Annotated in this window: 18 protein-coding genes; 4 read left to right on the top strand and 14 right to left on the bottom strand. The window is 72.5% G+C overall.

Annotation, left to right across the window (positions count from 1 at the left end; genetic code table 11):
• Window positions 1-162 precede the first annotated feature (162 nt).
• Complete coding sequence (locus tag A3IG_RS0106965) at window positions 163-963, bottom strand: alpha/beta fold hydrolase (protein ID WP_018382827.1); 801 nt, start codon at window positions 961-963, stop codon at window positions 163-165.
• A 146-nt stretch (window positions 964-1,109) separates the two neighbouring features.
• Between A3IG_RS0106965 and A3IG_RS0106970 the strand changes: the two genes are divergently transcribed.
• Window positions 1,110-1,703 (top strand): TetR/AcrR family transcriptional regulator, encoded by a 594-nt coding sequence (locus tag A3IG_RS0106970; RefSeq protein WP_018382828.1) that lies wholly within the window; start codon window positions 1,110-1,112, stop codon window positions 1,701-1,703.
• 193 nt (window positions 1,704-1,896) lie between these two features.
• On the opposite strand, the gene A3IG_RS0106975 is transcribed toward A3IG_RS0106970, so the two are convergent.
• Together A3IG_RS0106975 and nrdR are read right to left on the bottom strand one after the other, a co-directional pair.
• On the bottom strand, window positions 1,897-4,830 hold the full coding sequence (locus A3IG_RS0106975; protein ID WP_026219979.1) for a vitamin B12-dependent ribonucleotide reductase: 2,934 nt from the start codon (window positions 4,828-4,830) through the stop codon (window positions 1,897-1,899).
• Between the two features lie 122 nt (window positions 4,831-4,952).
• Window positions 4,953-5,465: a transcriptional regulator NrdR gene (gene nrdR / locus A3IG_RS0106980; protein ID WP_018382830.1), complete on the bottom strand. Its 513-nt coding sequence runs from the start codon at window positions 5,463-5,465 to the stop codon at window positions 4,953-4,955.
• A gap of 846 nt (window positions 5,466-6,311) precedes the next feature.
• Here nrdR and lexA point away from each other — a divergent pair.
• Both lexA and A3IG_RS0106990 read left to right on the top strand, forming a co-directional pair.
• A complete protein-coding gene (lexA, locus tag A3IG_RS0106985) occupies window positions 6,312-7,076 on the top strand; it encodes a transcriptional repressor LexA (RefSeq protein WP_018382831.1) in 765 nt (254 codons plus the stop codon).
• Between the two features lie 266 nt (window positions 7,077-7,342).
• Entirely contained in the window at window positions 7,343-8,299 is a 957-nt protein-coding gene (locus A3IG_RS0106990; protein WP_018382832.1) for a sugar phosphate isomerase/epimerase family protein, read from the top strand.
• Window positions 8,300-8,377: 78 nt separating this feature from the next.
• Here the strand turns inward: A3IG_RS0106990 and A3IG_RS0106995 are convergent, their stop codons facing one another.
• The 4 genes from A3IG_RS0106995 to A3IG_RS0107010 all read right to left on the bottom strand — a co-directional run bounded on the left by A3IG_RS0106995 (window position 8,378) and on the right by A3IG_RS0107010 (window position 14,920).
• Window positions 8,378-10,432, bottom strand: coding sequence for an ATP-dependent DNA helicase (locus A3IG_RS0106995; protein WP_018382833.1), 2,055 nt, complete (start codon window positions 10,430-10,432; stop codon window positions 8,378-8,380).
• A complete protein-coding gene (locus A3IG_RS0107000; RefSeq protein ID WP_051087413.1) occupies window positions 10,429-12,198 on the bottom strand; it encodes an IucA/IucC family protein in 1,770 nt (589 codons plus the stop codon). The genes A3IG_RS0106995 and A3IG_RS0107000 overlap by 4 nt, the downstream gene beginning before the upstream one ends.
• Before the next feature lie 122 nt (window positions 12,199-12,320).
• Complete coding sequence (locus tag A3IG_RS0107005) at window positions 12,321-12,974, bottom strand: GNAT family N-acetyltransferase (protein ID WP_407701014.1); 654 nt, start codon at window positions 12,972-12,974, stop codon at window positions 12,321-12,323.
• Entirely contained in the window at window positions 12,971-14,920 is a 1,950-nt protein-coding gene (locus tag A3IG_RS0107010) for an IucA/IucC family protein (RefSeq protein ID WP_018382836.1), read from the bottom strand. Before A3IG_RS0107010 ends, A3IG_RS0107005 begins: the two co-directional genes overlap by 4 nt.
• Window positions 14,921-15,262: 342 nt before the next feature.
• On the opposite strand from A3IG_RS0107010, the gene A3IG_RS0107015 reads away from it, so the two are divergent.
• Window positions 15,263-16,417, top strand: coding sequence for a trypsin-like serine peptidase (locus A3IG_RS0107015; RefSeq protein WP_040910975.1), 1,155 nt, complete (start codon window positions 15,263-15,265; stop codon window positions 16,415-16,417).
• Window positions 16,418-16,730: 313 nt separating this feature from the next.
• Here the strand turns inward: A3IG_RS0107015 and hflX are convergent, their stop codons facing one another.
• The 7 genes from hflX to miaB form a co-directional block, all read right to left on the bottom strand.
• Window positions 16,731-18,143, bottom strand: coding sequence for a GTPase HflX (gene hflX, locus A3IG_RS0107020; RefSeq protein WP_018382838.1), 1,413 nt, complete (start codon window positions 18,141-18,143; stop codon window positions 16,731-16,733).
• Window positions 18,144-18,466: 323 nt separating this feature from the next.
• A complete protein-coding gene (locus A3IG_RS0107025) occupies window positions 18,467-20,713 on the bottom strand; it encodes a RelA/SpoT family protein (RefSeq protein WP_051087410.1) in 2,247 nt (748 codons plus the stop codon).
• A gap of 229 nt (window positions 20,714-20,942) precedes the next feature.
• The gene (dapF, locus tag A3IG_RS0107030) at window positions 20,943-21,860 is read right to left on the bottom strand and encodes a diaminopimelate epimerase (RefSeq protein ID WP_018382840.1); all 918 of its coding nucleotides are present in this window, start codon (window positions 21,858-21,860) and stop codon (window positions 20,943-20,945) included.
• Window positions 21,861-21,915: 55 nt separating this feature from the next.
• Window positions 21,916-22,425, bottom strand: coding sequence for a hypothetical protein (locus A3IG_RS0107035; RefSeq protein ID WP_018382841.1), 510 nt, complete (start codon window positions 22,423-22,425; stop codon window positions 21,916-21,918).
• Between the two features lie 125 nt (window positions 22,426-22,550).
• Window positions 22,551-23,480 carry a tRNA (adenosine(37)-N6)-dimethylallyltransferase MiaA gene (gene miaA / locus A3IG_RS0107040; protein WP_018382842.1) on the bottom strand — a complete coding sequence of 310 codons (930 nt, stop codon included), beginning with the start codon at window positions 23,478-23,480 and terminating at the stop codon, window positions 22,551-22,553.
• A 217-nt stretch (window positions 23,481-23,697) separates the two neighbouring features.
• Window positions 23,698-24,429: a class III extradiol dioxygenase subunit B-like domain-containing protein gene (locus tag A3IG_RS0107045; RefSeq protein WP_018382843.1), complete on the bottom strand. Its 732-nt coding sequence runs from the start codon at window positions 24,427-24,429 to the stop codon at window positions 23,698-23,700.
• 9 nt (window positions 24,430-24,438) lie between these two features.
• The gene (gene miaB / locus A3IG_RS0107050) at window positions 24,439-25,941 is read right to left on the bottom strand and encodes a tRNA (N6-isopentenyl adenosine(37)-C2)-methylthiotransferase MiaB (protein WP_026219981.1); all 1,503 of its coding nucleotides are present in this window, start codon (window positions 25,939-25,941) and stop codon (window positions 24,439-24,441) included.
• Window positions 25,942-26,000: the final 59 nt, after the last annotated feature.

The following is a 26,000-nucleotide window of genomic DNA, read 5'->3' on the forward strand; positions in this document are numbered from 1 at the left end:
CGGTACACCCGGGTGCCCACGGAACGGCGGCGGTGAGGCTCCACGGTCACGGGGACCGGCTCCCGGCCGGGGTGGCGCGGGCCACGGGGGAGGCTTCGCGTCCCCGCGGGCAGGCCGAGGAGGCAACGGGGAAGGTGAGCCGGGTGCCCCGGACGTGTTGGCCTAGACCGTGGCGAGGAAGGCCCTGACCGCGGCGGCGAAGGCGTCAGGGGCGGTGGTGGGAATGAGGTGGTCGGCGTCGAGTTGGACCGGCGCGGTGCCGGGACGGAGCTCAACCATGGCCCGGACCTGCTCCGCCGGGATGATGCCCCTGGTGCCGTGGATCAGTTGGGCCGGGCAGCCGGTGGCCGTCCAGTCCGCCCAGTGGTCGCCGTGGACGAGCTCTTCGGACTGGTACATGTCCCGGGGGTGGAAGGGCAGCCGCCAGGTGCCGTCCGCGTCCTCCCGGAGCCGGTCGGCGACGTAGGGCGCGGCCGGGCCGAGGCCCGCGAGCAGCGCCTCACGGGTGGGCGCCCGGTGGGGTTGGTTGAGCAGGAAGGCGAAGGGGTTGGGCCCCTCCAGGCCGAGCGACGCGGCGCCCTCGACGTTGACCAGCGCGGTGACGCGCTCGGGGTGGCGGGCGGCGAACTGGTACGCGTTGATGGCGCCGAGGGAGTGCCCGAGCAGGACGACGCGGTCCAGCCCCAGGTGGTCCAGGAGGGCCTCGATGTCGGTGAGGTAGCCCTCCCGGGAGTAGTCGGCGGCGCGGTCGGACTCCCCGTGGCCGCGCTGGTCCGGAGCTGTCAACCGCCAGTCGGGCCCCAGCGCCTGGGCGAGGTGGGCGAAGGAGGCGCCCTCGGACAGGTGTCCGTGCAGCGCGACGATCGGGCGGCCGGTCCCACCGAAGTCGAGATAGGACAGCAGACGGCCGTCGATGGCGAGGCCGGCGCGTGTCGCGGCGGTGTTCGCGGCGCTGGTGTTCATGGGGAATCCCCCTTGTCGGTGGCGATGGAACGAGCGTAAGAGGAATTGGGCATTTGCGCAAGACGAGCGCCTAAGGCGAACGAGTAAGGCATATGACTAAGACGAGCGCGTTGTGCGTACGCCTCACTCCTGAGTAGCCTCCGGCCATGGGAAATCGCGAAGACCTGCTCGCCGGAGCCCGCCGCTGCCTGGAGGAGAAGGGCTGGGCCCGCACCACCGTCCGCGACATCGCGGCCGCCTCGGGCGGCGTCAGCATGGCCGCCATCGGCTACCACTTCGGTTCCCGCGAGGCGCTGCTCAACGCCGCGCTCATCGACGCCATCGACGAATGGGGCACCCGCGTCGGTCGCACCCTGGCCAGCTTCGGCACGGAGGGAGCCACGCCCGCGGAGCGCTACGAGGCGATGTGGGACCGGATCATCGAGTCCTTCTCCACGCACCGCGCCCTGTGGCTCGCCTCGATCGAGGCGGTCACCCAGGCCGAGCACTCCGAGGAGCTGCGCCGCTACCTCGCCGGGGGCCAGGCCCAGGGGCGGCGCGGCCTGGCGGCCGTCCTCTGCGGAGTCGAGGACGACGCGGTCGGCGACGACACGGCGCGCACGCTGGGCGCCGTGCAGATGGCCCTGCTCTCCGGCCTGATGACGCAGTGGCTCACCGACGCCGACCAGGCCCCCACCGGGGCCGACGTCGTTGCTGGTCTGCGCGCGTTGGCTGGTGTTGTCGGACCCGGCCGTCCCTGATGCCCACCAGCCGCACGTGGATCAGGCCCGGCGGTGTCGGACACGACCGTCTGCCGGCACTCACCCCCGGTGATCACACAGGTGTCCCCTCGGAGCGTCTGGCTCCGAGGGGACACACGGGCGGGTCACACCGCCGTCAGTTGGCGCTTCGCCCGGGACTCAGCGACCGGGGGACACGCTGGGCTGGTCGGACTCAGCTACAACCGCTGGTGGAACCGCAGCCCTCGCACAGGTAGCAGCTTCCCGCCCGCCGCATCTTGGTGCCACAGGAGAAGCACAGCGGGGCGTCCGCGCTGAGACCGAGCTGGATCTCGGCCAGCTCCGTGGAGTTGTGCGCCTCCTTGGGGGCGGACGGGGCGGGCTCACCGGTCGCCGGGGGCTGGGCCGCGGCCGGGGGTTCCGGCTGGGGGGCCTGGGGGCGACGGACCTCGATCTGGCGCGGGGCCGACTGGGCGAGGCCCTCGACGTCCACCTCGTCGGCGGACGGCTCGTAGGAGCCGGTCTCCAGGTGCCGACGACGCTCCTCGGCGGAGTGGATGCCGAGCGCCGAGCGGGTCTCGAACGGCAGGAAGTCCAGCGCCAGCCGCCGGAAGATGTAGTCCACGATGGACTGGGCCATCCGCAGGTCCGGGTCGTCGGTCAGACCGGCCGGCTCGAACCGCATGTTGGTGAACTTCGAGACGTAGGTCTCCAGGGGAACGCCGTACTGGAGGCCCACCGAGACGGCGATGGAGAAGGCGTCCATCATGCCCGCGAGGGTCGATCCCTGCTTGGACATCTTCAGGAAGACCTCACCCAGGCCGTCGTCCGGGTACGAGTTGGCCGTCATGTACCCCTCGGCTCCGCCGACGGTGAACGAGGTGGTGATGCCCGGGCGGCCCTTGGGCAGCCGCTTGCGCACCGGGCGGTACTCGACGACCTTCTCGACGGTGGCCGGCCCCGACTCCACGGACGGTTCCGTCGTCGCGCTGGCCTTCTCGTTCTTCTTCGCCGAGAGCGGCTGGCCGACCTTGCAGTTGTCCCGGTAGATGGCCAGCGCCTTGATGCCGAGCTTCCACCCCTGGAAGTAGATCTCCTCGACATCCTCGACCGTCGCGCTCTCCGGCATGTTGACGGTCTTGCTGATGGCACCCGAGATCCAGGGCTGGACCGCGGCCATCATCCGCACGTGGCCCATCGGGGAGATCGACCGCTCGCCCATGGCGCAGTCGAAGACCTCGTAGTGCTCCGACTTCAGCCCGGGGGCGTTGATCACGTTGCCCTGCTCGGCGATGTAGGCGACGATCGCCTCCGCCTGCTCGCCCTGGTAGCCGAGCCGCTTCAGGGCGCGCGGGACGGTGTTGTTGACGATCTGCATCGAGCCGCCGCCGACCAGCTTCTTGAACTTCACCAGGGCCAGGTCCGGCTCGACCCCGGTGGTGTCGCAGTCCATCATCAGCCCGATGGTGCCGGTCGGGGCGAGCACGCTGGCCTGTGCGTTGCGGAAACCGTGCTGCTCCCCGAGGCGCAGCACGTCCTGCCAGGTCTCGGTGGCGGCGGCCCACACGGGGGTGTCCAGGTCGTCCACGCGCTTGGCCGCGGTGTTGGCCTCGGCGTGCTGCCGCATGACCCGCTGGTGCGGTTCGGCGTTGCGGGCGTAGCCCTGGTAGGGGCCGACGACGGACGCCAGTTCGGCCGAGCGTCGGTAGGCGGTGCCGGTCATCAACGAGGTGATGGCACCGGCGAGGGCACGCCCGCCGTCGGAGTCGTAGGCGTGTCCCGTAGCCATCAGCAGCGCGCCGAGGTTGGCGTAGCCGATGCCGAGCTGGCGGAAGGCCCGGGTGGTCTCGCCGATCTTCTCGGTGGGGAAGTCGGCGAAGCAGATGGAGATGTCCATCGCCGTGATGACCAGCTCGACGACCTTGGAGAACCGCGCGACGTCGAAGCTCTGGTGCCCCTGTCCGTCGTCGTTGAGGAACTTCATCAGGTTCAACGAGGCGAGGTTGCACGAGGAGTTGTCCAGGTGCATGTACTCACTGCACGGGTTGGACGCGGTGATCCGACCGCTCTCCGGGCAGGTGTGCCAGTGGTTGATCGTGTCGTCGTACTGGATGCCGGGGTCGGCGCACGCCCAGGCGGCCTCGGCCATCTGCCGGAACAGCTTCTTGGCGTCCACCTTCTCGATGACCTCGCCGGTCATCCTGGCCGTCAGTCCGAAGTCGGAACCGTTCTCCACGGCCATCATGAACGCGTCGTTGACCCGCACGGAGTTGTTGGCGTTCTGGTACTGCACGGAGGTGATGTCCGCGCCGCCCAGGTCCATGTCGAAGCCCGCGTCCCGCAGGGCACGGATCTTCTCCTCCTCCTTGACCTTGGTCTCGATGAAGTCCTCGATGTCCGGGTGGTCCACGTCGAGCACGACCATCTTGGCCGCCCGGCGGGTGGCACCGCCCGACTTGATCGTTCCGGCGGAGGCGTCGGCCCCGCGCATGAACGAAACCGGACCGGAGGCGTTGCCGCCGGAGGAGAGCAGTTCCTTGGAGGACCGGATGCGGGAGAGGTTCAGGCCGGCGCCCGAGCCGCCCTTGAAGATCATCCCCTCTTCCTTGTACCAGTCCAGGATGGACTCCATGGAGTCCTCGACGGCCAGGATGAAGCAGGCGCTGACCTGCTGTGGCTGGGCCGTGCCCACGTTGAACCACACCGGCGAGTTGAAGCTGAACACCTGGTGCAGCAGGGCGTACGTCAGCTCGTGCTCGAAGATGTCGGCGTCGGCCGGGGAGGCGAAGTAGCCGTGCTCCTCGCCCGCCGCACGGTAGGTGCGCACCACCCGGTCGATGAGCTGCCGCAGACTGGACTCGCGCTGCGGGGTGCCGACCGCGCCGCGGAAGTACTTGCTGGTGACGATGTTGGCCGCGTTGACCGACCAGAAGTCGGGGAACTCCACGCCCCGCTGCTCGAAGTTGACCGAGCCGTCCCGCCAGTTCGTCATGACGACGTCGCGACGCTCCCAGACCACCTCGTCGTAGGGGTGGGTCCCAGGGGTGGTGTGGATGCGCTGCATGCGTAGCCCTTTTCTGGAGGACGCTCCACCGGACCTCGAACGCGACTTGGATCCGCGTGCCGGGCCGCTCGTCGTCTCTGTCATTCCGCCTCCTTCGGGCACAAACGCCCTACTGTGCCGCCGTTGTCCTTCCGGGGCACCGTGCTGATGTCCGTCTGTCCGCCGCGACGGCGCTGCCGTCGGGCACGTCTGTGAGGTGCGGTCGGTCACTCCGACCGCGGGCGGACGGGGGCTGGGGGGCCGTCCGCCGCGTCGCTGACCCCGGGCTCGCGGGGATGCTCGGCGCGCAGTTCCTCGATCGCCGCCTCGAAGTCCTCGAGCGAGTCGAACGCCTGGTAGACCGAGGCGAACCGGAGGTAGGCGACCAGGTCGAGTTCACGCAGCGGCCGGAGTATCGCCAGGCCCACGTCGTGCGCGGGCAGCTCCGCCCGGCCGGTGGCGCGCACCGCTTCCTCCACCCGCTGGCCGAGCAGCGCGAGGGCGTCCTCGGTGACCGGGCGGCCCTGGCACGCCTTCCGCACTCCGGCAATGACCTTGTCGCGACTGAACGGCTCGGTGACCCCGCTGCGCTTGATCACCATCAACGACGCCGTCTCCACCGTGGTGAAGCGGCGGCCGCAGTCGGGACACTGCCGGCGGCGACGGATGGAGGTGCCGTCGTCGGTGGTGCGGCTGTCCACGACACGGCTGTCCGGGTGCCGGCAGAAGGGGCAGTGCACGATTACTCTCCCTCCGTGCGGCCGACGGCCCGGGGGCCCGAGCGGCTCTGGTCGCCGTTGGTTCGGTCGCTTGCATGTCGTTGTTACCGCCACCGCGACCCTTACTCCACGTGTGCGGGTAGGGCACGGCTACGCCGCCCGGCACGGGGCGCGAACGCGCCCTCCCGGGGACTCCCAGCATAGGCGATCGAGGCGCCCCTTGGGACCCACGACCACAACTTCTGGGGTGTCACTCACATCCAACCACTAGATGTGGTGGACGCGACCACGGTCGGCGACGACTCACCGCACCGTACCGCCGTGGCCGGCACGAGCCTACGGGAGCCCGCCCCCTCCACGACACACGGGGACCACGGTAACGGTGAGTACACGTGTCGCGACGCCCTTCGGGGCGGGTACCCTGGGGCGGCGCCGGGTGTCGGGTGGCGCACACGACGCACCCGGGCCGCCGGAGGACGCTTCGACGCCGGGGCCGGACAACGTGCGGCCCGCGGCGCGGACGCCGCCCCGGGGGCGCGGGGAATCCGCGTCCACGGCGAGGAGGAACGGTGACGGGCACGGTCCGTCGGAACGGAAAGGGCGGAAGAGCGCGGTGACACCCGGCCGGAGAAGGAGCCGGAAACCACTGGGAAGCGCTTGGCGGAATCCCGGAACTCCCGAATGGAGCGACCGTCGAATCTGCCGGCTACAGGCAATGCAGAGCCGCCGAATTCCCGGGAACCATTACACCAGTCACCGTGATCCAGTCAGCGCGTTCAGGGAAATTCACTCGAACGTGTGTTTGGCGCAACCTTTCGAAACCAACTACCGTTGTCTTAGCGGGAGAACATCTCGAGAGGGGCCGCCATGACCACCACGGACATCGCCACCATGACCGTTCAGGACCACTCCCCAGAGCGGGCGCACGAGCCCGCGCCGGCCGACGATCCCGCAAAGCCCGCTCGCTCGCTCCCCGGTCGTCCACCGGGCATCCGCGCCGACAGCTCCGGCCTCACCGACCGGCAGCGCCGGGTCATCGAGGTCATCCGCGACTCCGTACAGCGCCGGGGCTACCCGCCGAGCATGCGGGAGATCGGGCAGGCGGTGGGGCTCTCCAGCACCTCCTCGGTAGCCCACCAGCTGATGGCGCTCGAGCGCAAGGGCTTCCTCCGCCGTGACCCACACCGGCCCCGCGCCTACGAGGTCAGGGGCGCGGACGCACCGCACACCCAGGCTCCCGACACCGCGGGCAAGCCTGCCGCCTCCTACGTCCCGCTGCTGGGCAGGATCGCCGCCGGCGGGCCGATCCTCGCCGAGGAGTCCGTGGAGGACGTCTTCCCGCTCCCCCGCCAGCTCGTCGGTGACGGCGAGCTGTTCGTCCTCAAGGTGGTCGGCGACTCCATGATCGACGCAGCCATCTGCGACGGCGACTGGGTGACGGTCCGCCGCCAGCCGGTGGCGGAGAACGGCGACATCGTGGCCGCGATGCTGGACGGCGAGGCCACGGTGAAGCGGTTCAAGCGGGAGAGCGGCCACATCTGGCTCATGCCGCAGAACGCCTCCTACCAGCCGATCCCGGGCGACGAGGCCACCATCCTCGGCAAGGTCGTCGCGGTCCTACGCCGGGTGTGACCTGCGGACGGCGGGCTGCGTCCCGCGTCGGCCGGTCCTCCGTGGACCGCCCCGCCCACGACCGGCCCCGTCCCAGCAACCCCATCCAGCAGCCACCCCAGCACTGAGGCTCCGGGAGCGATGCCCGGAGCCTTTCTGCTGCCCGGGACTCCCTCCTTCGGGGCCCTCCCCCTGCCGGCCTCCGGCCGTTCGTCGCCCGCCCAGGACAAGCGACGGCCCGCCCCCCTCGACGGTGACCCGCCTGCTCCCCGACCGACGGAGGACCGATGCGACTTGGACTCCTCACCGCGTGTCTGCCCTGGCTCTCCCTCGACGAAGCCGCAGCCTGGGCGTCCGGTGCCGGCTACGAGGCGCTGGAGGTGGCGGCCTGGCCGAGTGGCCGCGGCCACCACACCGCGCACCTGGACGTGACCCACTTCTCCGAGGCCGACGCCGAGCGCGTCCGGGAGCTGATGGACCGACACGGCCTCACCATCCCCGCCGTGACCTACTGCGACAACAACCTGCATCACGACGACGAGGAACGCCACCGCATCCACCGCCACCTGCGGGCCTGCGTGGACGCCGCGAGCACCCTCGGGGTCCCCCACGTCAGCACCTTCGTCGGGCGCGACTTCACGAGGTCGGTGGCCGAGAACCTGCAACGGGCCGAACACCTCCTGCTGCCGTTGCTGGAGTACGCGGCGGAACGCGGCGTCCGGCTGCTCGCCGAGAACTGCCCAATGGAGGGCTGGAGCCCCGACGGGTACCCCGGCAACCTCGCCTACTCCCCCGAACTGTGGGACTGGATGTTCGACCTCGGAGGGCCGGGGTCCGGCTTCCTCCTCACCTATGACCCGTCCCACCTGCCGTGGCTGGGCATCGATCCCGTCGCGGCCCTGCGGCACGCCCTGCGCCGCGGCATGGTCGCGCACGTCCAGGCGAAGGACATCGAGATCGACGAGCAGGCACGCACCCGCTACGGCGTCTTCGGCAAGACGGTGGGACGGACCGGGCCGACGGACGTGGGGTGGTGGGGCTACCGCGTCCCGGGCCGGGGCTCCCTCGACTGGAACCACCTCGTCGACGTGCTCCACCGGGCGTACTACGACGGCACGGTCGCCGTGGAGCACGAGGACCCCGTGTGGGGCGGCACGCTCGACAGGACCACGGTCGGGCTGCGGATCGCCGCCGACCACCTCCGGCCCTTCGTCCGCCCTGAGGGTCGGCGCTCCGGCTCGTGACGGAGGCGTACGGGAGGCACCGGCGCCGTGGTGGGCGGTGCCTCCCGGCCCCGAAGGACGGGGCGGGGCGGACACGGGTCAGGGCACGGGCTGGGCGGTGCGCGCGGCGACCGGGTGCGGAGGCGGGGCGCTGGCGTTGATCGCGGCGAGCGAGCGGCGGACCTGGTTGCGGTCGAGCGTGTACCAGAAGTCGGGCATGGAGGCGCGCAGGAAACTGCCGTAGCGGGCGTTGGCCAGCCTGGGGTCCAGTACCGCGACCACCCCGCGGTCCTGTGCCGCCCGGATCAGGCGACCCGCCCCCTGGGCCATCAGCAGGGCGGCATGGGTGGCGGACACCGCCATGAACCCGTTCCCCCCGGCCCGCTCCGCCTCCTTGGCCCGCGCGCTCATCAGCGGGTCGTCCGGACGGGGGAAGGGAATCCTGTCCATCACCACCAGTTGGCACGCCGAGCCCGGAACGTCCACCCCCTGCCACAGCGACAGGGTGCCGAACAGGCAGGTGCCCGCATCGGACGCGAAGGTGCGGATCAGCTCGCCCAGCGTCTCCTCTCCCTGGAGCAGCACGGGGTGGTCCAGCCGACCCCGCATCTCCTCGGCCGCCGCCTGGGCCGCCCGCATGGAGGAGAAGAGCCCCAGGGTGCGGCCCCCCGCCGCCTCGATCAGATCCGCCAACTCGTCGAGCATGTCGGCGCGCGTCCCGTCCCGGCCGGGCTGTGACAGGTGCCGGGCGACGTAGAGGATTCCCTGCTTGGGGTAGGAGAACGGCGACCCCACGTCGATGCCCCTCCAGCACGGCCCGTCGGCTCCCCCGGCCTCCTGTGCTCCCTCGGGACCGGTCGCGTCCGTCTCCGGAGGCTGGTCCGGCAGCCGGTCCTGCGGGGCCAGCCCGAGGGACGCGGCGACCCCGGTGAAGTCGCCGCCGAGCTTGAGCGTCGCCGAGGTCAGGACCACGGAACGGTCCTCGTAGAGCTTCTCCCGCAGCAGCCCGGACACCTTCAGCGGGGCCACGCACAGGGAGGCGCCGTAACGGTCGTGGCGCTCGTACCAGACGACGTCGTACTCGGAGCCCTCGCAGATCCGCTCCGCCGTGGCGTGCACGCCCTCGACCGAGGCCAGCGCCTGCTTGCGCACCGCGTCGTCGACGGAGGCGTCCTTGACCTCGCCCAGGGAGGTGATGCACGCCCGGCAGGCGTCGCGCAGCGCGGCGAGTACGTAGGCCAGGTCCTCCGGGATCTCCTCGAGCCGGCCCGGCAGGGCCAGCTCCATGATCCGCTCGAACCCCTCGGCCGCGGTGAGCAGGGCGTCGGCGGCCTTCTCGTTGGCGAGCTTGGCGGCCCGCTTGACGGCGCGGTTCACCCCGGCCGGGGTGAGTTCGCCGGTCGCCGCGCCGGTGACCCGGGACACCAGCTCGTGCGCCTCGTCGATGATCAGCATCTGGTGCCCGGGCAGCACGGGGGCACCCTCGATGGCGTCGATGGCGAGCAGCGCGTGGTTGGTGACCACCACGTCGGCCAGCTTGGCCCGCTCCCGGGCGGCCTCGGCGAAGCACTCGGCTCCGTAGGCGCACCTGGTCGCGCCCAGACACTCCCGGGAGGTGACCGAGACCTGCGCCCAGGCCCGGTCGGAGACGCCGGGGGTGAGGTCGTCACGGTCCCCGGTCTCCGTCTCGTCCGCCCAGTCCCGCAGCCTGAGCAGGTCCTTGCCCAGCTTGCTCGAGGGACCGCCGACGGACTCCATGGGGTCGAACAGGCCGTCCCCCTCGTCCTGCGGCACGCCCTCGTGCACCCGGTGCAGGCAGAGGTAGTTCGAACGGCCCTTGAGCATGGCGTACTCCGGACGCCTGCGCAGCACCGGATGCAGCGCCTCGACGGTGCGCGGCAGGTCCCGCTCCACGAGCTGCCGCTGGAGGGCGAGCGTCGCCGTGGCGACCACCACGTGCTCGCCGTGGGCCAGCGCCGGGACGAGGTAGGCCAGGGACTTGCCGGTGCCGGTGCCGGCCTGCACCAACAGGTGCTCGTCGTTCCTGACCGCGTGGGCGACGGCCTCGGCCATCGCCACCTGGCCGGGGCGCTCCACCCCGCCCACGGCGGTGACGGCGGCGCGCAGGAGCTCGGTGAGTGCGGGTTCGGTCATAGCTGGTCCACCCTATGTCCCCGGTCCGACACCGCGTGGGGAGCGGGGGCGAACAGGGGGTTCGGAACCGTCCCGTGGACCGCGGCGTGGGGGCGCTCCGGCCGGTCCCGGTAGCCGTCGAGCAGGAGTCGGTTGCGGTTCAGGCAGAGCCGGTCGATCCTCGGGGAGAGCAGCGGGTACTGGTCGAACCGGTCGGCAAGCTCGGGGAAGCGCTCGTGGTGGGCCAGGACCTCCTCCCGCAGCAGGGCCCAGAACGCGTCCTCCGGGAGCCCCGCCTGGTCGGCCAGGAGCGGCGCGAGGTAGCGGAAGACGCCGACGAAGAGGCCCGAGTGGATGAACTGCGGCAGGAACTCCGGTGCTTCGCGCAGCAGGACCGCGCTCACGTCGTCGGGCATGGCGGTGAGTTCGGGAACGGGTGCGGCGCTGACGTTGACGTCGTCCACGAAGTCCTTGACGGCGAGCCGGACGGGCACGTCGTGGTCGTCGAACACCACGATGGTGTTCTCGCCGTGGGGGGAGAACACCAGGCCGTAGCGGTACAGGAAGCGCAGCAGCGGCGGCAGCAGGGCGTGGAACAGCCGGCGTGTCCACTCCGTCGCGGGGAGCCCCGAGCGGGCCACCAGTTCGGCGGCGAAGGAGCGTCCGGCGCCGTCGGTGTAGAGCAGGGCGGCCAGGGTGCGGGCCCGCTCCCCCGGCTCGAGGTGCACGTCCACCGGCTCCCGCCAGATGGCGCCGAGCAGTTCGCGGTACTGGTAGGGAACGCCGGGGACGTCCTCGAGTGCCCGGTGACGGACGGCGATCGACGCGGTCTCGCCCAGCAGCACGACCCGGCACTCGTCCCGCAGGAACGGGTCGGCGTCGCGGAGCGCCAGCACCCAGGAGGTGACGGCCGGGGCGGCCAGGGTGCGCTCGGTCGGCAGCCCGCGCCAGACCAGGGTGTTGAGGACGGAGAGCGGCAGTTTGACGGTTCTGCGGTGCCGCCGGCTGACGTTGAGGAAGGTGCGCACGGACTGCTGGGGCAGGCGCAGGTCCGGGTCCTCCGGCAGGGGGACGATCCGGTAGTCGGCGACATCGGCGGCGAACAGTGGGAGCAGGGTCTCGTCCCACTGCCAGGGGTGTACCGGCAGCCAGAGGTAGCGGGACGGGTCCCCGCCGACGTCGCGGACGGCCGCGGCGAAGCCCTCCCGGGTGGCGGGGGCCAGCTCCTGCGCGTAGAGGCGGTCGGCGTCGAGCCCCGGCACGCCGCGGTACTCGGCGATGTCGCGGTGCACGGCGATCCACGGCAGCCGGGTGGGGCGCAGCGCTTCCGGCGCCCAGTGGTGGGCGTCGGAGGCGGAGAACCCCAGGCGTCCCTTGTTGGGCACGATCCACGGGTGGCCGGTCTGGTGGCCCTCGAGGTCGGCGTACTCGTAGCGGGCGAGTTGGGCCACGGTGGGCGCCTGGGCGAGGAGCCGGGTGTCCGCGACGAGGGTGGCGGACAGTTCGCGGACCAGGTGTCCCGCGGTGTCGTCGGTGATGCCCAGGGTGGTGCGGGCGTCCAGCAGGAACGTCAACGGGTCGTCCGCTGGTCGGCCGTCGCGGCGCACCGAGTCCGGGGCCACCCGCCAGCTCCCGTAGGCACCGCGGCGGGCCAGGAACCGGTACTCCACGCCGGACTCCAGCCTGACCTCGTACTCGCGGGCGCCGCCGGGCCCGGCGGCGCCGTCCCTGGCGAGGGGGTGGAGGAGTTCCTCGTAGGCGAACTCGGCCAGGGCCTTGGCGAGCATCCCCCGCCCTGCGGTGCGCCAGTTCGTTCCGGTGAGGTGGTCGGGACGGAAGAGCGGCACGGTGTCTCCTCGGTGTCGGGACTCACGGGTGGAACCGGTGCTCGGGGCTCGGCGGCGGTGGCTCAGGGCGGTGGCCCGAGCAGGTGGCGCAGCGGCCGTTCCCTCAGCATCAGAGCGGCCCGTTTGTCGGGGAGTTCGATCTCCTGGGAGTAGCGGAAGCCCGCGTTGAGGAAGGCAGCGACGGACGGGGTGTTCTCCACGGCCGGCTCCGCGACCACCCGCTCACACCGGGCGCGGTGGTCGAACACCAGGTCGGCCACCGCTCGCAGCAGCGTCGTGCCCAGCCCCCGGCCGCGCTCGGCGGTCCGTCCGAGCAGCAGGTGCACGCCGGTGTCGTGCGGCCTGGCGGGATAGTGGCCGGCCAACGGGTCGAGGTCCGCCCGGTACAGCTCCCAGTAGCTCCCCGGCACGCCGTCGAGCACCCCGAGGCAGGGCACGCTGCGGCCGTCGCCGTCGAGTTGGGCGGCGAGGTGGGCGCGTGTGACGTCGGCGGGCCCGGCGAGCTCCCAGAACGCGGCGACGGCGGGGTCGTTCATCCAGCCGGTGATCAGGTCCAGGTCGCGGGAGAGGTCCACCGGCACCAGCGTGAACGTTCCGCGGCGGGTGCTGGCGGACCCCCAGGAGGCGACGTCGTCCAGCGGATCGGCGTCGCCGGTCCCGGGGCCCGGGACCCGCACGCCGGTCCCACAGCCCTGCCGCCGCTGCCCCCCGGTCACTCCGCGCCCCGGGCGAGCGGGTTGGGCACGGTGACGTAGACGGACTGCCCGTCCACCGGGCCGACGAGTTCGTCCAGGCCGTGCAGCCTGGTCAACAGGTTGGCCTTGCAGCGCAGGGTGGGTGAGTCGAGCAGACGTGCGGGGAAGGTGGACCGGCCGGCCGCGGCGCCGGTGAGGAAACGGCGGAAGGCGGCCAGCAGGACCCGTTCGTCGGCGAGCCGCTGCGCGCCGAACGAGCCGATGAGGCCGAGGACGTTGTTGATCCCCAGGTAGTAGGCGAACCGCTCGTCGGCGACGGCGTCGGCGACGAAGGTGTCACTGGCCGTGCCGATGCCCGGGAGCCGGGTCTGGAGGTCCTCGCGGCGGGACTCGCGGTAGTAGTAGCCCTGGTTGTCCCGGTACGCACCACCCACCGGCCAGCCGTCGCGGTCGAGGCGGACCAGGGTGTTCTGTTGGTGGGCCTCCAGGGCGACGCCGGCCTCCCCGTCCAACCAGAGCACGGGCAGGACGACGCGGTCGAGGTAGCGCAGGAACCACTCCGTGGCGACCGCGGGGGCCGGGCGTCGGGTGCGCGCGGCCAGGCGGCTCACCAGCACCGCCAGCCGGGAGCGCAGCTCGGTCGCGGGGCGACCGGGCCAGGGGCGGGGCGCGGTGAGTCCGGCGACGCAGACGACGTCCTCCCCGGGCCGGAACGGGTTGTTCCGCAGCACCACCGCGAAACCCGGGTCCGGCTCGGGATCGGCCACCGTGAGCCAGGCGGGGTCGCGGACGACGTCGAACCCCGGGTGCGCGGCGTGCCACTGCCGGGCCAGGCCGGTCCGCAACAGCCGGTGCACCTCGAGTCCCCGGCACAACTCCTTGGGCAGGTTCTCCCGACGGGAGTTGGTGATCCGCAGGGCGAGGGAGAGTTTGGGCATCACCTCGGAGGCCGGACGGTGCACGGTGCGCAGCGAGGAGGTGGGGTACCACGGGTCGCCTGCGGGGCCCAGGTCGTGCAGCAGGCCCCGCTCGACCAGGGCCCGCACCCGCGGCTGCCTGGTCAGGTGTGCGGCCTGCCAGGGGTGGACCGGGAGCGGCACGGTGCCCGGGGGCAGGGGCAACGACGGGCCGGCGAGCTCCGCGGCGAGATGCTCGGCGGGAACCACCCGCCCCCGGCGGGTCCACGCCGAGTCCGCTGCCAGGACGGAGCGGTCCACCGCGAACCAGTGCAGCGGGAAACAGCCGCGCAGCTCCGGGGAGTAGGCGCGGACCCCGGTGTCGTCCAGCGCGTCCCGGCTCTTGGGGGTGGGGTGCAGCGGGTGGCCCAGGACCAGCGCCTGCTCGGCGTCGAGGAACGGGGTTCTGGCGGCCGCCGCGGGCTCGGCCCGGCGTTCCTCGAGGAACCTCGCGGTGAGCCGCACCGAGTCGGCGACCCTGGCCACCAGGTCGAGGCGGTGCCGCCGGGCGGCGGGGGCGGCGCCGCTCCCGGCCAGGGCCTCGCGGGTCAACAGGGCCGCGACGGTGACGGCGTCGGCGGGGGCGCCCCCGTCGAGCAGGACCCGGGAGAACCGGTGGTGGCCGGTGGGCGACCAGTAGCGGATCCGGGCGTGCAGGGCGGTGCCGCTGGTGGGCAGCGGCACACGAAGGACGCCGTCGCCGGGCTGGACGGGGTGGGTCTCCCTGATCCAGCAGCGCAGCAGGTTCTCCACCGTGGCCGCGTCCGCGGCGGTGTGCGGGTCGGGGTGGGCCAACCAGTCCCGGCGGCCCACCTGGAGGCGGGGGTCGGGCACCGCGCCCCGGGCTTCCGTCGAGGCGGTGCGACCGGCCGGCTCACCGGGGCCCGACCGGTCGCCGGCGCCCGACGGGGGGAGGGGACCTGACGGCTCGTGGGGAGCCGGCCGTGGGGGCGTGGCGCGGGGCCGCTGTGCCGGCAGCGTCAGGGCGGAGGTGTCGGGGGTGGCGTTCATCAGGTCACTCCTCAAGGGCTCCTTGCCGTACTGGTCCTGGCGGGACGGTGCGGTGCCGCGTGGTGGAACCACCCCGCACGGGACCCCACTTGGGAGACGGCGCGTGACTCACTTCCCGCTACGGGGTGCGACGAGGCCAGGACGTCAGGTTACGCTCCGCGCCCCGTTCGCGGGGACCAACGAGTGACACCACGTCCGATCACGGGTGTCGAACCGGGCAGCGTTCCGCGTCGGGAACCGTGCACCCGCGTACCACCGTCCCCGGGGACACCGGCATAGTTAGGAGGCTCGTTCCTCCGCACCGGGGGAAACAGCACGTCTCAACCAGGGGGATCTCACCCGATGTCATCGATACGCCGACTCGCAGCCGTCTGTGGCGTGGTCACCGCGCTGCTGGTGGCGACCGCCTGCGGGCCGGAGGACGACAGTGCCGGCTCTGACACCAGTGGCGGCGCCTCCGCCAGCAAGGACGCCAAGGAGGACTTCAAGCTCCCTGACGGACTGCCCACCACGCTCGACCAGTTGAAGGACTGGCGGTGGGACGACTGGGAGGGTTGGGCCAAGGAGGCCGCCCAGGACGCGTTCAAGAACCCCTTGGTGAAGGACCTGTGGGACGCGGCCCGGATGCAGCAGGCGGTGCCCCTCGACATGGAGTTCGACCTCAAGGATGGTGGCGGCGACGGTCAGGACACCACCGACCCGGTACCCGACCCGGTGGAGGCGCAGCGGGTGGAGACGCCGTACACCGACCACGCCGCGCCCATCGGGAAGATCTTCTTCGACACGCCGGACAGTCCAGCGGTGTGCTCGGGAACGGTGATCAAGGACCCGGCGCACCCGGGCAAGAGCAACCTGGTGTGGACGGCGGGGCACTGCGTGCACGGGGGCACCGAGGGCGGCTGGTACCGCAACATCCAGTTCGTCCCGGCGTACAACAACAAGGGGCAGGACCCCATCAACAACGAGGTCACCGAGGACGACCTGTCCCCTTACGGCGCCTACTGGGCGGAATGGGTGCAGACCTCGGACCAGTGGATCGAGCAGGGCGCAAGCACCGGCGGCGCGGGGGCGTCCTATGACTACGCGGTGCTGAAGGTGGTGCCGGTCAACGGCAGCAACAAGTCCCTCGAGGAAACGGTGGGCAACGCCCTCCCGGTGTGGTTCGACGCCCCCTGGGACTCGCTGCGCAAGGGCGTGACCGCGTACGGGTACCCGGCGGCGCCCCCGTTCGACGGGCAGATCATGCACCGCTGCGACGACACCGGCACCAAACTGTCGCTGGACGAGTCCGCGCCGACCATGGTCCGCATCGGCTGCACCATGACTGGCGGTTCCAGCGGTGGCGGCTGGGTCACCCTGGGCGAGGACGGGAAGCCCGCACTGGTCAGCAACACCTCGATCGGCCCCAACGACAACACCTGGCTGGCCGGCCCGTACCTGGGCGAGGTGGCCCAGGGCGTCTACCAGGAGATCAGCGACAAGTTCGCGGACAGCTAGGGCCTGTCTGATGAGTAGCGCCGTCCGCCCGGAGGGCGGGGGTCGCGGCGTCTGGTGCGTGCGATCGCAAGGCGGAGGGTCGTCCTCGTACTGGGCGTACATGGACGATCCCGACAACGCAGCGAGCGTGCGTGCCAGGCGTCACGACCCAGGCGGGATTTATCAGACAGGCCCTAGGCACCGGTGCCGGGGTGCGGACACCGTGCCCGGCACCGATCGCCAGGCGGCCCGGAACGGCACACGGCGGCCCGGCCCCCTGAGGGGGCCGGGCCGCCGTGTGCGTGCGTCAGCCGTGGGGCGGCTCCCGCCCGGGCTACCGCTGGGTGGCCACCGCGTACGGGGCCAGGGCACTGGCCAGCAGTTCGTCCACCATGGCCCTGATCCGGGTGCCGTCCGCGGTGTGCTCCTCGAGCAGGAGCTCGCCCTCGACGTGCAGCCGCGAGACCAGGTCTCCGCGGGTGAACGGCACCAGGGCCTCCACCTCGGTGGACGGGCGGGGCAGCTCGGCGTCCACCCGGGCCCGGAGCTCCTCGATGCCCTCGCCGGTCCTGGCGGAGACGGCCACCGCGTGCGGTTCGAGCCGCAGCAGCCGCCGCAGCACCTCGGGGTCGGCCGCGTCAGCCTTGTTGATCACCACGATCTCCGGCACCTCGGAGGCGCCCACCTCGCGGATCACCTCACGCACGGTGGCGAGCTGGGCCTCCGGCTCGGCGTGCGCACCGTCCACCACGTGGAGGATGAGGTCGGCGTCGGCGACCTCCTCCATGGTGGAGCGGAACGCCTCCACCAGGTCGTGCGGCAGGTGCCGGACGAATCCGACGGTGTCGGCGAGGGTGTGGACCCGCCCGCTGGGCGTCTGCGCCCTGCGCACGGTCGGGTCCAGGGTGGCGAACAGCGCGTTCTCCACCAGCACGCCCGCGCCGGTGAGCCGGTTGAGCAGGGAGGACTTCCCCGCGTTGGTGTACCCGGCGATGGCCACCGAGGGCACCCTGTTCTGCCTGCGCTCGCGACGCTTGAGGTCACGCCCCGTCTTCATGGCCGCGATCTCCCGCCGGAGCCTGGCCATCTTCTGGTTGATCCGGCGACGATCAGTCTCGATCTTGGTCTCACCGGGGCCGCGGGTGGCCATGCCGCCTCCGGAGGAACCGGAGCCACCGCCACCCATCTGCCGGGACAGTGACTGACCCCAGCCACGCAGCCGCGGCAGCATGTACTGCATCTGGGCCAGCGAGACCTGGGCCTTGCCCTCGCGCGACTTGGCGTGCTGGGCGAAGATGTCCAGGATCAACGCGGTCCGGTCCACGACCTTGACCTTGACGACGTCCTCGAGGTGGATGAGCTGGCCCGGGGTCAGCTCGCCGTCGCACACCACGGTGTCCGCGCCGGTGGCCTCCACGATGTCCCGCAGCTCCTGGGCCTTGCCGGAGCCGATGTAGGTCGCCGGGTCGGGCTTGTCGCGGCGCTGGATGACGCCGTCGAGCACCAGGGAGCCCGCGGTCTCGGCGAGCGCCGCCAGCTCCGCGAGGGAGTTCTCGGCATCCTCGACGGTGCCCGAGGTCCACACGCCGACGAGCACCACCCGCTCCAGACGGAGCTGCCGGTACTCGACCTCGGTGACGTCCTCGAGCTCGGTGGACAGGCCCACCACCCGACGCAGGGCCGCCCGGTCGGTGCGGTCGAACTGCTCGCCGTCCCATTCGTCGGCGTGGCTGAACTCGTCGTCCATCAACGCCTCCGCACGGAGGTCTTCCGGGAGTCGGCCGCCGCGCTTCCCGGCCGCCGCGCCCTTGTCGCCGCTGTTGGGGTGGCTTGGGTAAAGAACCGAGGTCATTGTGTCCTTTGGCTGGGAGACGGAGGAAGGATGGAGAACCCATCGATGGGCACAACGCCGCACTGCTGGGAAAGATTCCCCGTGAGCGCCCGCGGAACCCCTCGGCCCCGGGCCGCCCGCGGCACCGTGTCGTCCGGACGATCGTCGCACGCGCCGGGGGTCACGTCACGCAGTTTTCCGACGGCGCGGCGCGCCCGGACAGGCCCGGGACGCCGTCCTCAGCCCCGTTCCTCTGCGTTCACCGCCCGGGAGCTGCGCCGCACCCGGTAGACGTCGTACACCCCGGGAACGTCCCGCATGGCCCGCATCAACGGCTGCAGGGCGTCCGCCGCGGGCAGCTCCACGGTGTAGGTGTGCCGGACCCGCAGCTCCTTGGGCGGCTCGACGGCCGCGGAGACGATGGCCACCCCCGCCGCCGCGATGGCCTCGGTGAGGTCGGCCAGCAGCCGGGGCCGGCCCAGCGCCTCGGCCCGCACGGTGACCCGGAGCCCGGAGCCCGCGCCGTGCGCCCAGTCCAGGGCGACGGGGGCCCGCCCGCTGGCCCGCATGCCCTGCACCGCCGCGCACTCGGTCCGGTGCACCGCCACGGTCCCGCCCCTGGTCACGAAGCCGGTCACGGCATCCGGGGGAACCGGGGTGCAGCAGCGGGCGAGCCGTACCTGTACGTCCGGCCGGCCCGGCACCGCCACGGACACCGCCGGGGCGCGGTAGTCGCCGTGGCCGCCGACCAGGGCGCGTCTGCGTCTCTTCGCACGCCCGGGCTCCCCGGATCGCGCCGGAGCGGGCGGCTCGGCCGGGGCCTGCGGATGGGCCTGGAGCCAGCGGCTGATCGCGATCCGGGCGGCCGGGGTGCGGGCGTAGTCCATCCAGTCCGCGGAGGGCCCCGAGGACTCGTCGGACGAGACCAGCAGGTGCAGGACGTCACCGGTGCGCAGGACCGTCGCCAGCGCGGTCAGCCTGCCGTTCACGCGCGCGCCGATGCACCGGTGACCCGTCTGCTCCCCCAGTGCGTAGGCGGCGTCCACGCAGGTGGCGCCGGCCGGCAGCTCGACCGTGCGGCCGTCGGGGGTGAAGACCGCGATCTGTCGGTCCTCGGCGAGCTCCTCGCGCAGCGCGGACCAGAAGGTGTCGGTGTCCGGGGCGTCGCGCTGCCACTGCAGGAGCCGGGAGAGCCAACCGGGCCTGGTGGGGTCGCCGCGCTCGCCGTCCGCCGGCTGCTCGGGGTCGTTGGCCGCGGAGTGGGGGTTGCCCAGCGCCACGACCCCGGTCTCGGCCACTCGGTGCATGCGTCTGGTGCGGACGAGCACCTCGGCGATCCCGCCCTCCGGGGTGGCGACCGCTGTGTGCAGGGACTGGTAGAGGTTGAACTTGGGGGCGGCGACGAAGTCCTTGAACTCGGCGATCACGGGGGTGAAGCAGGTGTGCAGCTCGCCCAGGACCGCGTAGCAGTCGGCGTCCTCCTCCACGACCACCAGCAGCCGCGCGAAGTCGAAGGGGCCGAGATCGCCGGGCGCCACCCCCTGCTTGCGGCGGAACCGGTGCACGGACAGGCAGTGCCGGGCCCGGATCGTCACCTCGCCGTCGATCCTCGCCTCCCGCAGCACCTGCCGCACCCGCTCGGCGACCGCGTGGAGCGGCTGCGGCGCGGCCTCGTGCCGCTCGATCAGTTCCCGGGTGGCGGAGTACTCCTGGGGGTGCAGGGTGGCGAAGACGATGTCCTCGAGCTCCGTCTTGATCACCTGGACGCCCAGCCGTTCGGCGAGGGGGATCAGCACCTCGCGGGTGACCTTGGCGATCCGCACCTGGCTCGCCGGCTTCATGTGACGGATCGTCCGCATGTTGTGCAGCCGGTCGGCGAGCTTGATCACCATGACCCGGACGTCGTTGCCGGTCGCCACCAGCATCTTGCGGAAGGTCTCCGGCTCGGCCGCCGCGCCGTAGTCCACCTTCTCGAGCTTGGTGACCCCGTCGACCAGGTAGCGGACCTCCTCACCGAACTCCGCGCCCACCTGCTCCAGCGTCACGTCGGTGTCCTCGACGGTGTCATGGAGGAGCGACGCCACCAGCGTGGTGGTCTCCGCGCCGAGCCCGGCCAGGATCATGGTCACGGCGAGCGGGTGGGTGATGTACGGTTCGCCGCTCTTGCGCATCTGACCGCTGTGCGAGGAGGCGGCCAGCAGGTAGGCCCGGCGCAGCGCCTCGAGGTCCGCCCTGGGGTGGTGACCGCGGTGCACCTTGACGATGTGCTCCAACGCGTCCGGAACCCTGGGCTGGCGTCCCGACCCCAGGACGGCGGCGCGGCCCAGCCTGCGCAGCTCCACGCTCCTGGCCCGCCAGCGGGTGGGGGGAGCACGGTGGGGCTCCCGTGCGGAACCCGAAGCACCCTGCGGGCCCGACGGCGTGACCGACGAGGGCGGGGTGGGTGAGTCCGACGCTTGCGCGGGATTGCGGTCGATGACGCCCATGGGCTCCTCCGGCATGCGATCACCGGCGATGGGCGGCCACCGTCGGTGCTTGATGCTACCGACCCCACCATGCGGCGCGAGCCGCCTCTCGGTGGGAGTGAGCCACATCACCCCATCAGGCGATGGCCAACGCGGGCAAGGAGACTGACGGGGAATCCGAACGCGGACGCCAGGGCCGGGAGTGGCACCGGACCCGGCGCCTGACTCACCGTCCAGCAGGCCCGCCCCGTCAACGCCCCCGGGCCAGCCGCCCGGACAACCAGCCGGGGTCGATCTCACCGCGGGCGACGATCACCGCGGGACCGGTCATCTCCACCCCGCCGTCCACCCGCTCGGTGATCACCAGTCGGCCCCCGGGCAGTGTCACGGTGTAGGTGACCGGACGGCCGGTGGCCCGGGGGTCGAGCCCGTCCCGGCGCGCCGCGGCGACCATCACCGCGCAGGCACCCGTCCCGCAGGAGCGGGTCTCGCCGGATCCGCGCTCGTGCACCCGCATGGCCACCTGACGGACGCCGACCTCGGTCACGAACTCCACGTTCACCCCGGCGGGAAAGGCCGTCGCGGGGGTGACCCGGGGCGGGGTCAGCAGGTCGCCGGCGTGCGCGAGGTCGTCGACGAAGGCGACCGCGTGGGGGTTCCCCATGTCCACCTTCCGGGCCGGCCAGCGGTGCCCGGCGACGGCGACCTCGATGCCGTCGCTCTCCGGGAGCACCGCGGGCCCCATGTCCACGGTGATCTCCCCGGGCGTCCCGTCCGGCTCCGCCTTGGCCAGGTGCACGTGCTTGACCCCGGCCCTGGTGGCCACGGCCAGGTCACCCGCCGGGACGAGGCCCGCCTCGGCGAGGTGGCGGGCGAAGACCCGGATGCCGTTGCCACACATCTCGGCCACGCTGCCGTCGGCGTTGCGGTAGTCCATGAACCACTCGGCCTCGGCGGCCATGCCGGCGGCCTCGGGGTGTGCGGCGCAACGCACCGCCCGCAGCAGTCCGTCCCCGCCGACGCCCGCCCTGCGGTCACACAGCAGGGCCACCGTCCCCGCGGACAGCTCGAGCAGCCCGTCGGGGTCCGGGACGATGACGAAGTCGTTCTCGGTGCCGTGTCCCTTGAGGAAGGGGATCGGCGCGGGAGGTGGTGCTTGGTCGCTCACGGTTCAAGGATACGTTTCGCACCGGCCCCGGCCCGTCCGTGCCGGTGCGCGGGGGCTACTGAAGCCGGGACACCCGCCAGATGGTGAGGACCCCGAGGAGCACCCCGAGGGCCAGGTAGGCGGCGACGTACCGCCAGTCGGGCCGGCTGTCCGAGCCGCGCTCGGGCATCCCGGGCCAGGTGTGGCGGAGCCGGCGGGCCACCATGATCCCCGAGCCGGCGGAACAAGCGCACAGCAGCAGCCCGAGCATGGCGACCACCCGGCCCCCGTCGCCGAACGCCAGCGGGAACGCGAACATCAACGAGCCCAGCACCGCCACGGCACCGATGGGCGCCGCCTCCCAGATCCGCAGGCGCCGCTCGGGGCGGAGTTCGTGGACGTCCGGGACGTCCGCGGCAGCCATGACGTCGTCCGGTGCCACTCCGGGAATCTCCACGACGCCCGACACCATGACGCCTTCGGCCAGGCCTTCGGCTGCGGTCGGGTTGACGGCGGACAGCTCGTCGGGGGCCCGGTCCGGCTCGTCCCCGTAGGTACTGTTCCGAGGGCTGGCCTCCATCGCCACGCGCCCTCCAGCCTCGACATGCGTCGCTCGATCGGGGAACTCGTAGGGGCCGTTCCGCCGCGTCGATGATGGCATGCCGGCGATGACACGCACCCCCGGGGGAACGTCCCGTAGCCATCACGTGATCAGGCTGTGACCGCGTGTTCGACCAGGTCGAGAGCCCGCTCGTGGAGCGCCTCGCCCCGGGCCGACAACCAGTGCACCCGCGGGTCCCGGCGGAACCAGGAGTCCTGTCGGCGGGCGAACCGTTTGGTCGCCCGAACGGTCTCCGTGCGGGCCCCCTCCTCGTCGCACTCCCCGGCCAGGTGGGCCAGGACCTGTTGGTAGCCGAGCGCCCTGGAGGCGGTGCGGGAACGCCCGCGGCGGAGCCCGAGGCGCACCAGGCCCCGCACCTCGTCCACCAGACCGGCCTGCCACATCCGGTCCACTCGCGACGCGATGCGCCGGTCAAGTTCCGGGCGGGGCACGTCCACCCCGATCTGGACGGCGTCGTACACGGCGCTGTGCCCCGGCATGGTGGCGGTGAAGGGCCGGCCGGTGATCTCGATCACCTCCAGGGCCCGCACCACCCGGCGGCCGTTGCTTGGCAGGATCGCGCCCGCCGCCTCGGGGTCGAGTCCGGCCAGGCGGGAGTGGAGTGCCCCGGATCCGCACTCGGCCAGTTCGGCCTCGAGACGGGCCCGCACGTCGGGGTCGGTGCCGGGGAACTCCAGCGCGTCGATGGCCCCGCGCACGTACAGCCCGGAGCCCCCCACGAGCACCGGGGTCCGCCCGGTCGCCCGCAACCGGTCGATCTCCTGCCGGGCGAGGCGCTGGTACTCCGCGACGCTGGCGGTCTCGGTGACGTCCCAGATGTCCAGCAGGTGGTGCGGCACGCCCTGCCGCTCCTCCTCGGTGAGTTTGGCCGTCCCGATGTCCATGCCGCGGTAGAGCTGCATGGAGTCCGCGTTGATCACCTCTCCTCCCAGCCTCCGGGCGAGCGCCACGGCCAGGTCGGACTTGCCGGCGGCCGTCGGGCCGACGACCGCGATCACACGGGGGAGGTTGCTGCTCACGCCCCCAGTCTGACAAATCAGCGGTCCTGCCAGGCGGGCCCCCCGGAGGGCGTCCGGGGCGGGACCGGCGTAGGATGTGGAGAAAAGAGCGATTCGCCCGCTTTTTCTGGCCGCCGGGGTGTGCACGGCGGTTGCGGAGCCGAGGTTCCGCGATCGCCGCGCACACCCCGGCGCAGTCAGCCCGTTCCCGCGCGGGGCCGTCGGGAGGGCCGAGAGGTCAGCTCCACAACGCCACGAAGTAACCCACCCCGTACGGCGCGTCCTGGCACAACAGGCGTCCGGTGAGCCGCGCGTCCGCCGCGGCACCCGCCAGCACCTGCCAGGGCGCCCTGCCGGCTACCTGCAACTCCGCGGCGAGTTCCGCGTCGATCCCGGCGAGCGCCTCGACGTCCGCCGCGGCCAGCGCGGCGGCGACCCGCTCGTCGAACGCCACCGCGCGGGCGTCCTCGGCCCGGGGCGAACCCGGCTCCCTGCAGGCACTGCCGTCACCCATCACCAGCAGCGCCAGCCGTCCGGGGGGCGCGGCGAGCTCCCGGCCCACCCGCAGGCACTCGGAGGGGGCGAGCGGCTCACCCACGCCGAGGCCCTCGCAGGGACCGGCCCACCCGCCCCGCTGACCCAGCAACCAGGCGGCGACCGCGAGCGCGTACGGAAGCCGGCGGGCTCCCCCGGCGGGCTCTGCCACGGTCCCCTCGGCCGGCTCGCCGAGCCGCACCGTCAGGTCGACCCCGAAGGGGCGGAACGATCCCACGGCGCCCTGGGCGTGCGGTCCGCGTTCGTCCGGCTCCGCCGGGCCGACGACCAGCAGGCGGTCCGGCCGGGCCGCGGCGAGGCCGGTCAACGCCCGCCCGCAGGCGGCACGGAGCCCGGCGAGTTCCCCGGCGGCCCCGGACGCCACCTCGGGCACGAGCAACGGCGTGGCTGGGCAGACGGCGGCGGCGACCAGCATCGGTGGCCCTCACTCCCCGCAGGGGCCGCAGCCCGGCCCGGCGGCCGGAGGGGCGGCCGGCGCGCCCACGGTGGGCAGGCCCAGCAGGACGCCCCGGGGCGCGGACGGGGAACCGGTGCGGCGCTGCCACGCGTCGCCCGCCGGGGTGCGGCGCACGGCCAGGACCGGCCCCTCGGCCAACAGGTGGTGCGGGGCGGCGTAGGTGATCTCCACGGTGACCATGTCCCCGGGCCTGGGCGCACCGGGGCCCGCGCCGGTGTCGTCGGGCCGGGAGAAGTGCACCAGCCGGTTGTCCGGGGCCCGCCCGGAGAGCCGGTCCCTGGCGTCGTCCTTGCGGCCCTCGCCCTCGGCGACCAGCACCTCGACCGTGCGGCCGACCTGCTTCTTGTTCTCCTCCCAGGAGATCTCCTCCTGCGTCGCCACCAGCCGTTCGTACCGCTCCTGCACGACCTCCTTGGGCACCTGCCCGTCCATCGTGGCGGCGGGGGTGCCCGGGCGCTTGGAGTACTGGAACGTGAAGGCCTGCGCGAACCGCGCCTCGCGGACCACGTGCAGGGTCTGCTCGAAGTCCTCCTCGGTCTCACCGGGGAAGCCGACGATGATGTCGGTGGAGATGGCCGCGTCCGGCATGGCGGCCCGCACCTTCTCGATGATCCCCAGGTAGCGGTCCTGCCGGTAGGAGCGGCGCATCTCCCTCAGCACCCGGTCCGACCCCGACTGCAACGGCATGTGCAGTTGGTGCATGACGTTCGGGGTCTCGGCCATGGCGGCGATCACGTCGTCGGTGAAGTCCCTCGGGTGCGGGGAGGTGAAACGGACCCGTTCCAGGCCCTGGACCCGGCCGCAGGCCCGCAGCAGCTTGGAGAACGCCTCGCGGTCGCCGATGTCGGAACCGTAGGCGTTGACGTTCTGCCCCAGCAGCGTGACCTCGATGACGCCCTCGGCGACCAGCGCCTGCACCTCGGCGAGGATGTCGCCCGGGCGGCGGTCCTTCTCCTTGCCCCGCAGCGCGGGGACGATGCAGAAGGTGCAGGTGTTGTTGCACCCCACCGAGATGGCCACCCAGGCCGCGTACGCCGACTCACGGCGGGTGGGCAGCGTGGAGGGGAAGGTCTCCAGCGCCTCCAGGATCTCCACCTGCGCCTCGTCGCTGACCCTGGCCCGCTCCAGGAGCGTCGGCAGGTGCCCGATGTTGTGGGTGCCGAACACCACGTCGACCCAGGGGGCCCGCCGGACGATGGTGTCCCGGTCCTTCTGCGCCAGGCAGCCCCCGACGGCGATCTGCATCCCCGGCCGGCCGGACTTGATCGGGGCGAGCCGGCCCAGGTTCCCGTAGAGCCGGTTGTCGGCGTTCTCCCGCACCGCGCAGGTGTTGAACACCACGACGTCCGCTTCGTCCTCCACGGACGCGCGCACGTAACCGGCGTCCTCCAGAAGGCCGGAGAGGCGTTCGGAGTCGTGGACGTTCATCTGGCAGCCGTAGGTGCGGACCGCATAAGTTCTGGCACTCATCTCACGGCACAGGGTACGCGGTGGGGCCCGGGCGCCGCCGCCGTGGCGCCGGGCCGGGC

The organism is Wenjunlia vitaminophila DSM 41686, assembly GCF_000380165.1.
GTDB classification, from domain to species: domain Bacteria; phylum Actinomycetota; class Actinomycetes; order Streptomycetales; family Streptomycetaceae; genus Wenjunlia; species Wenjunlia vitaminophila.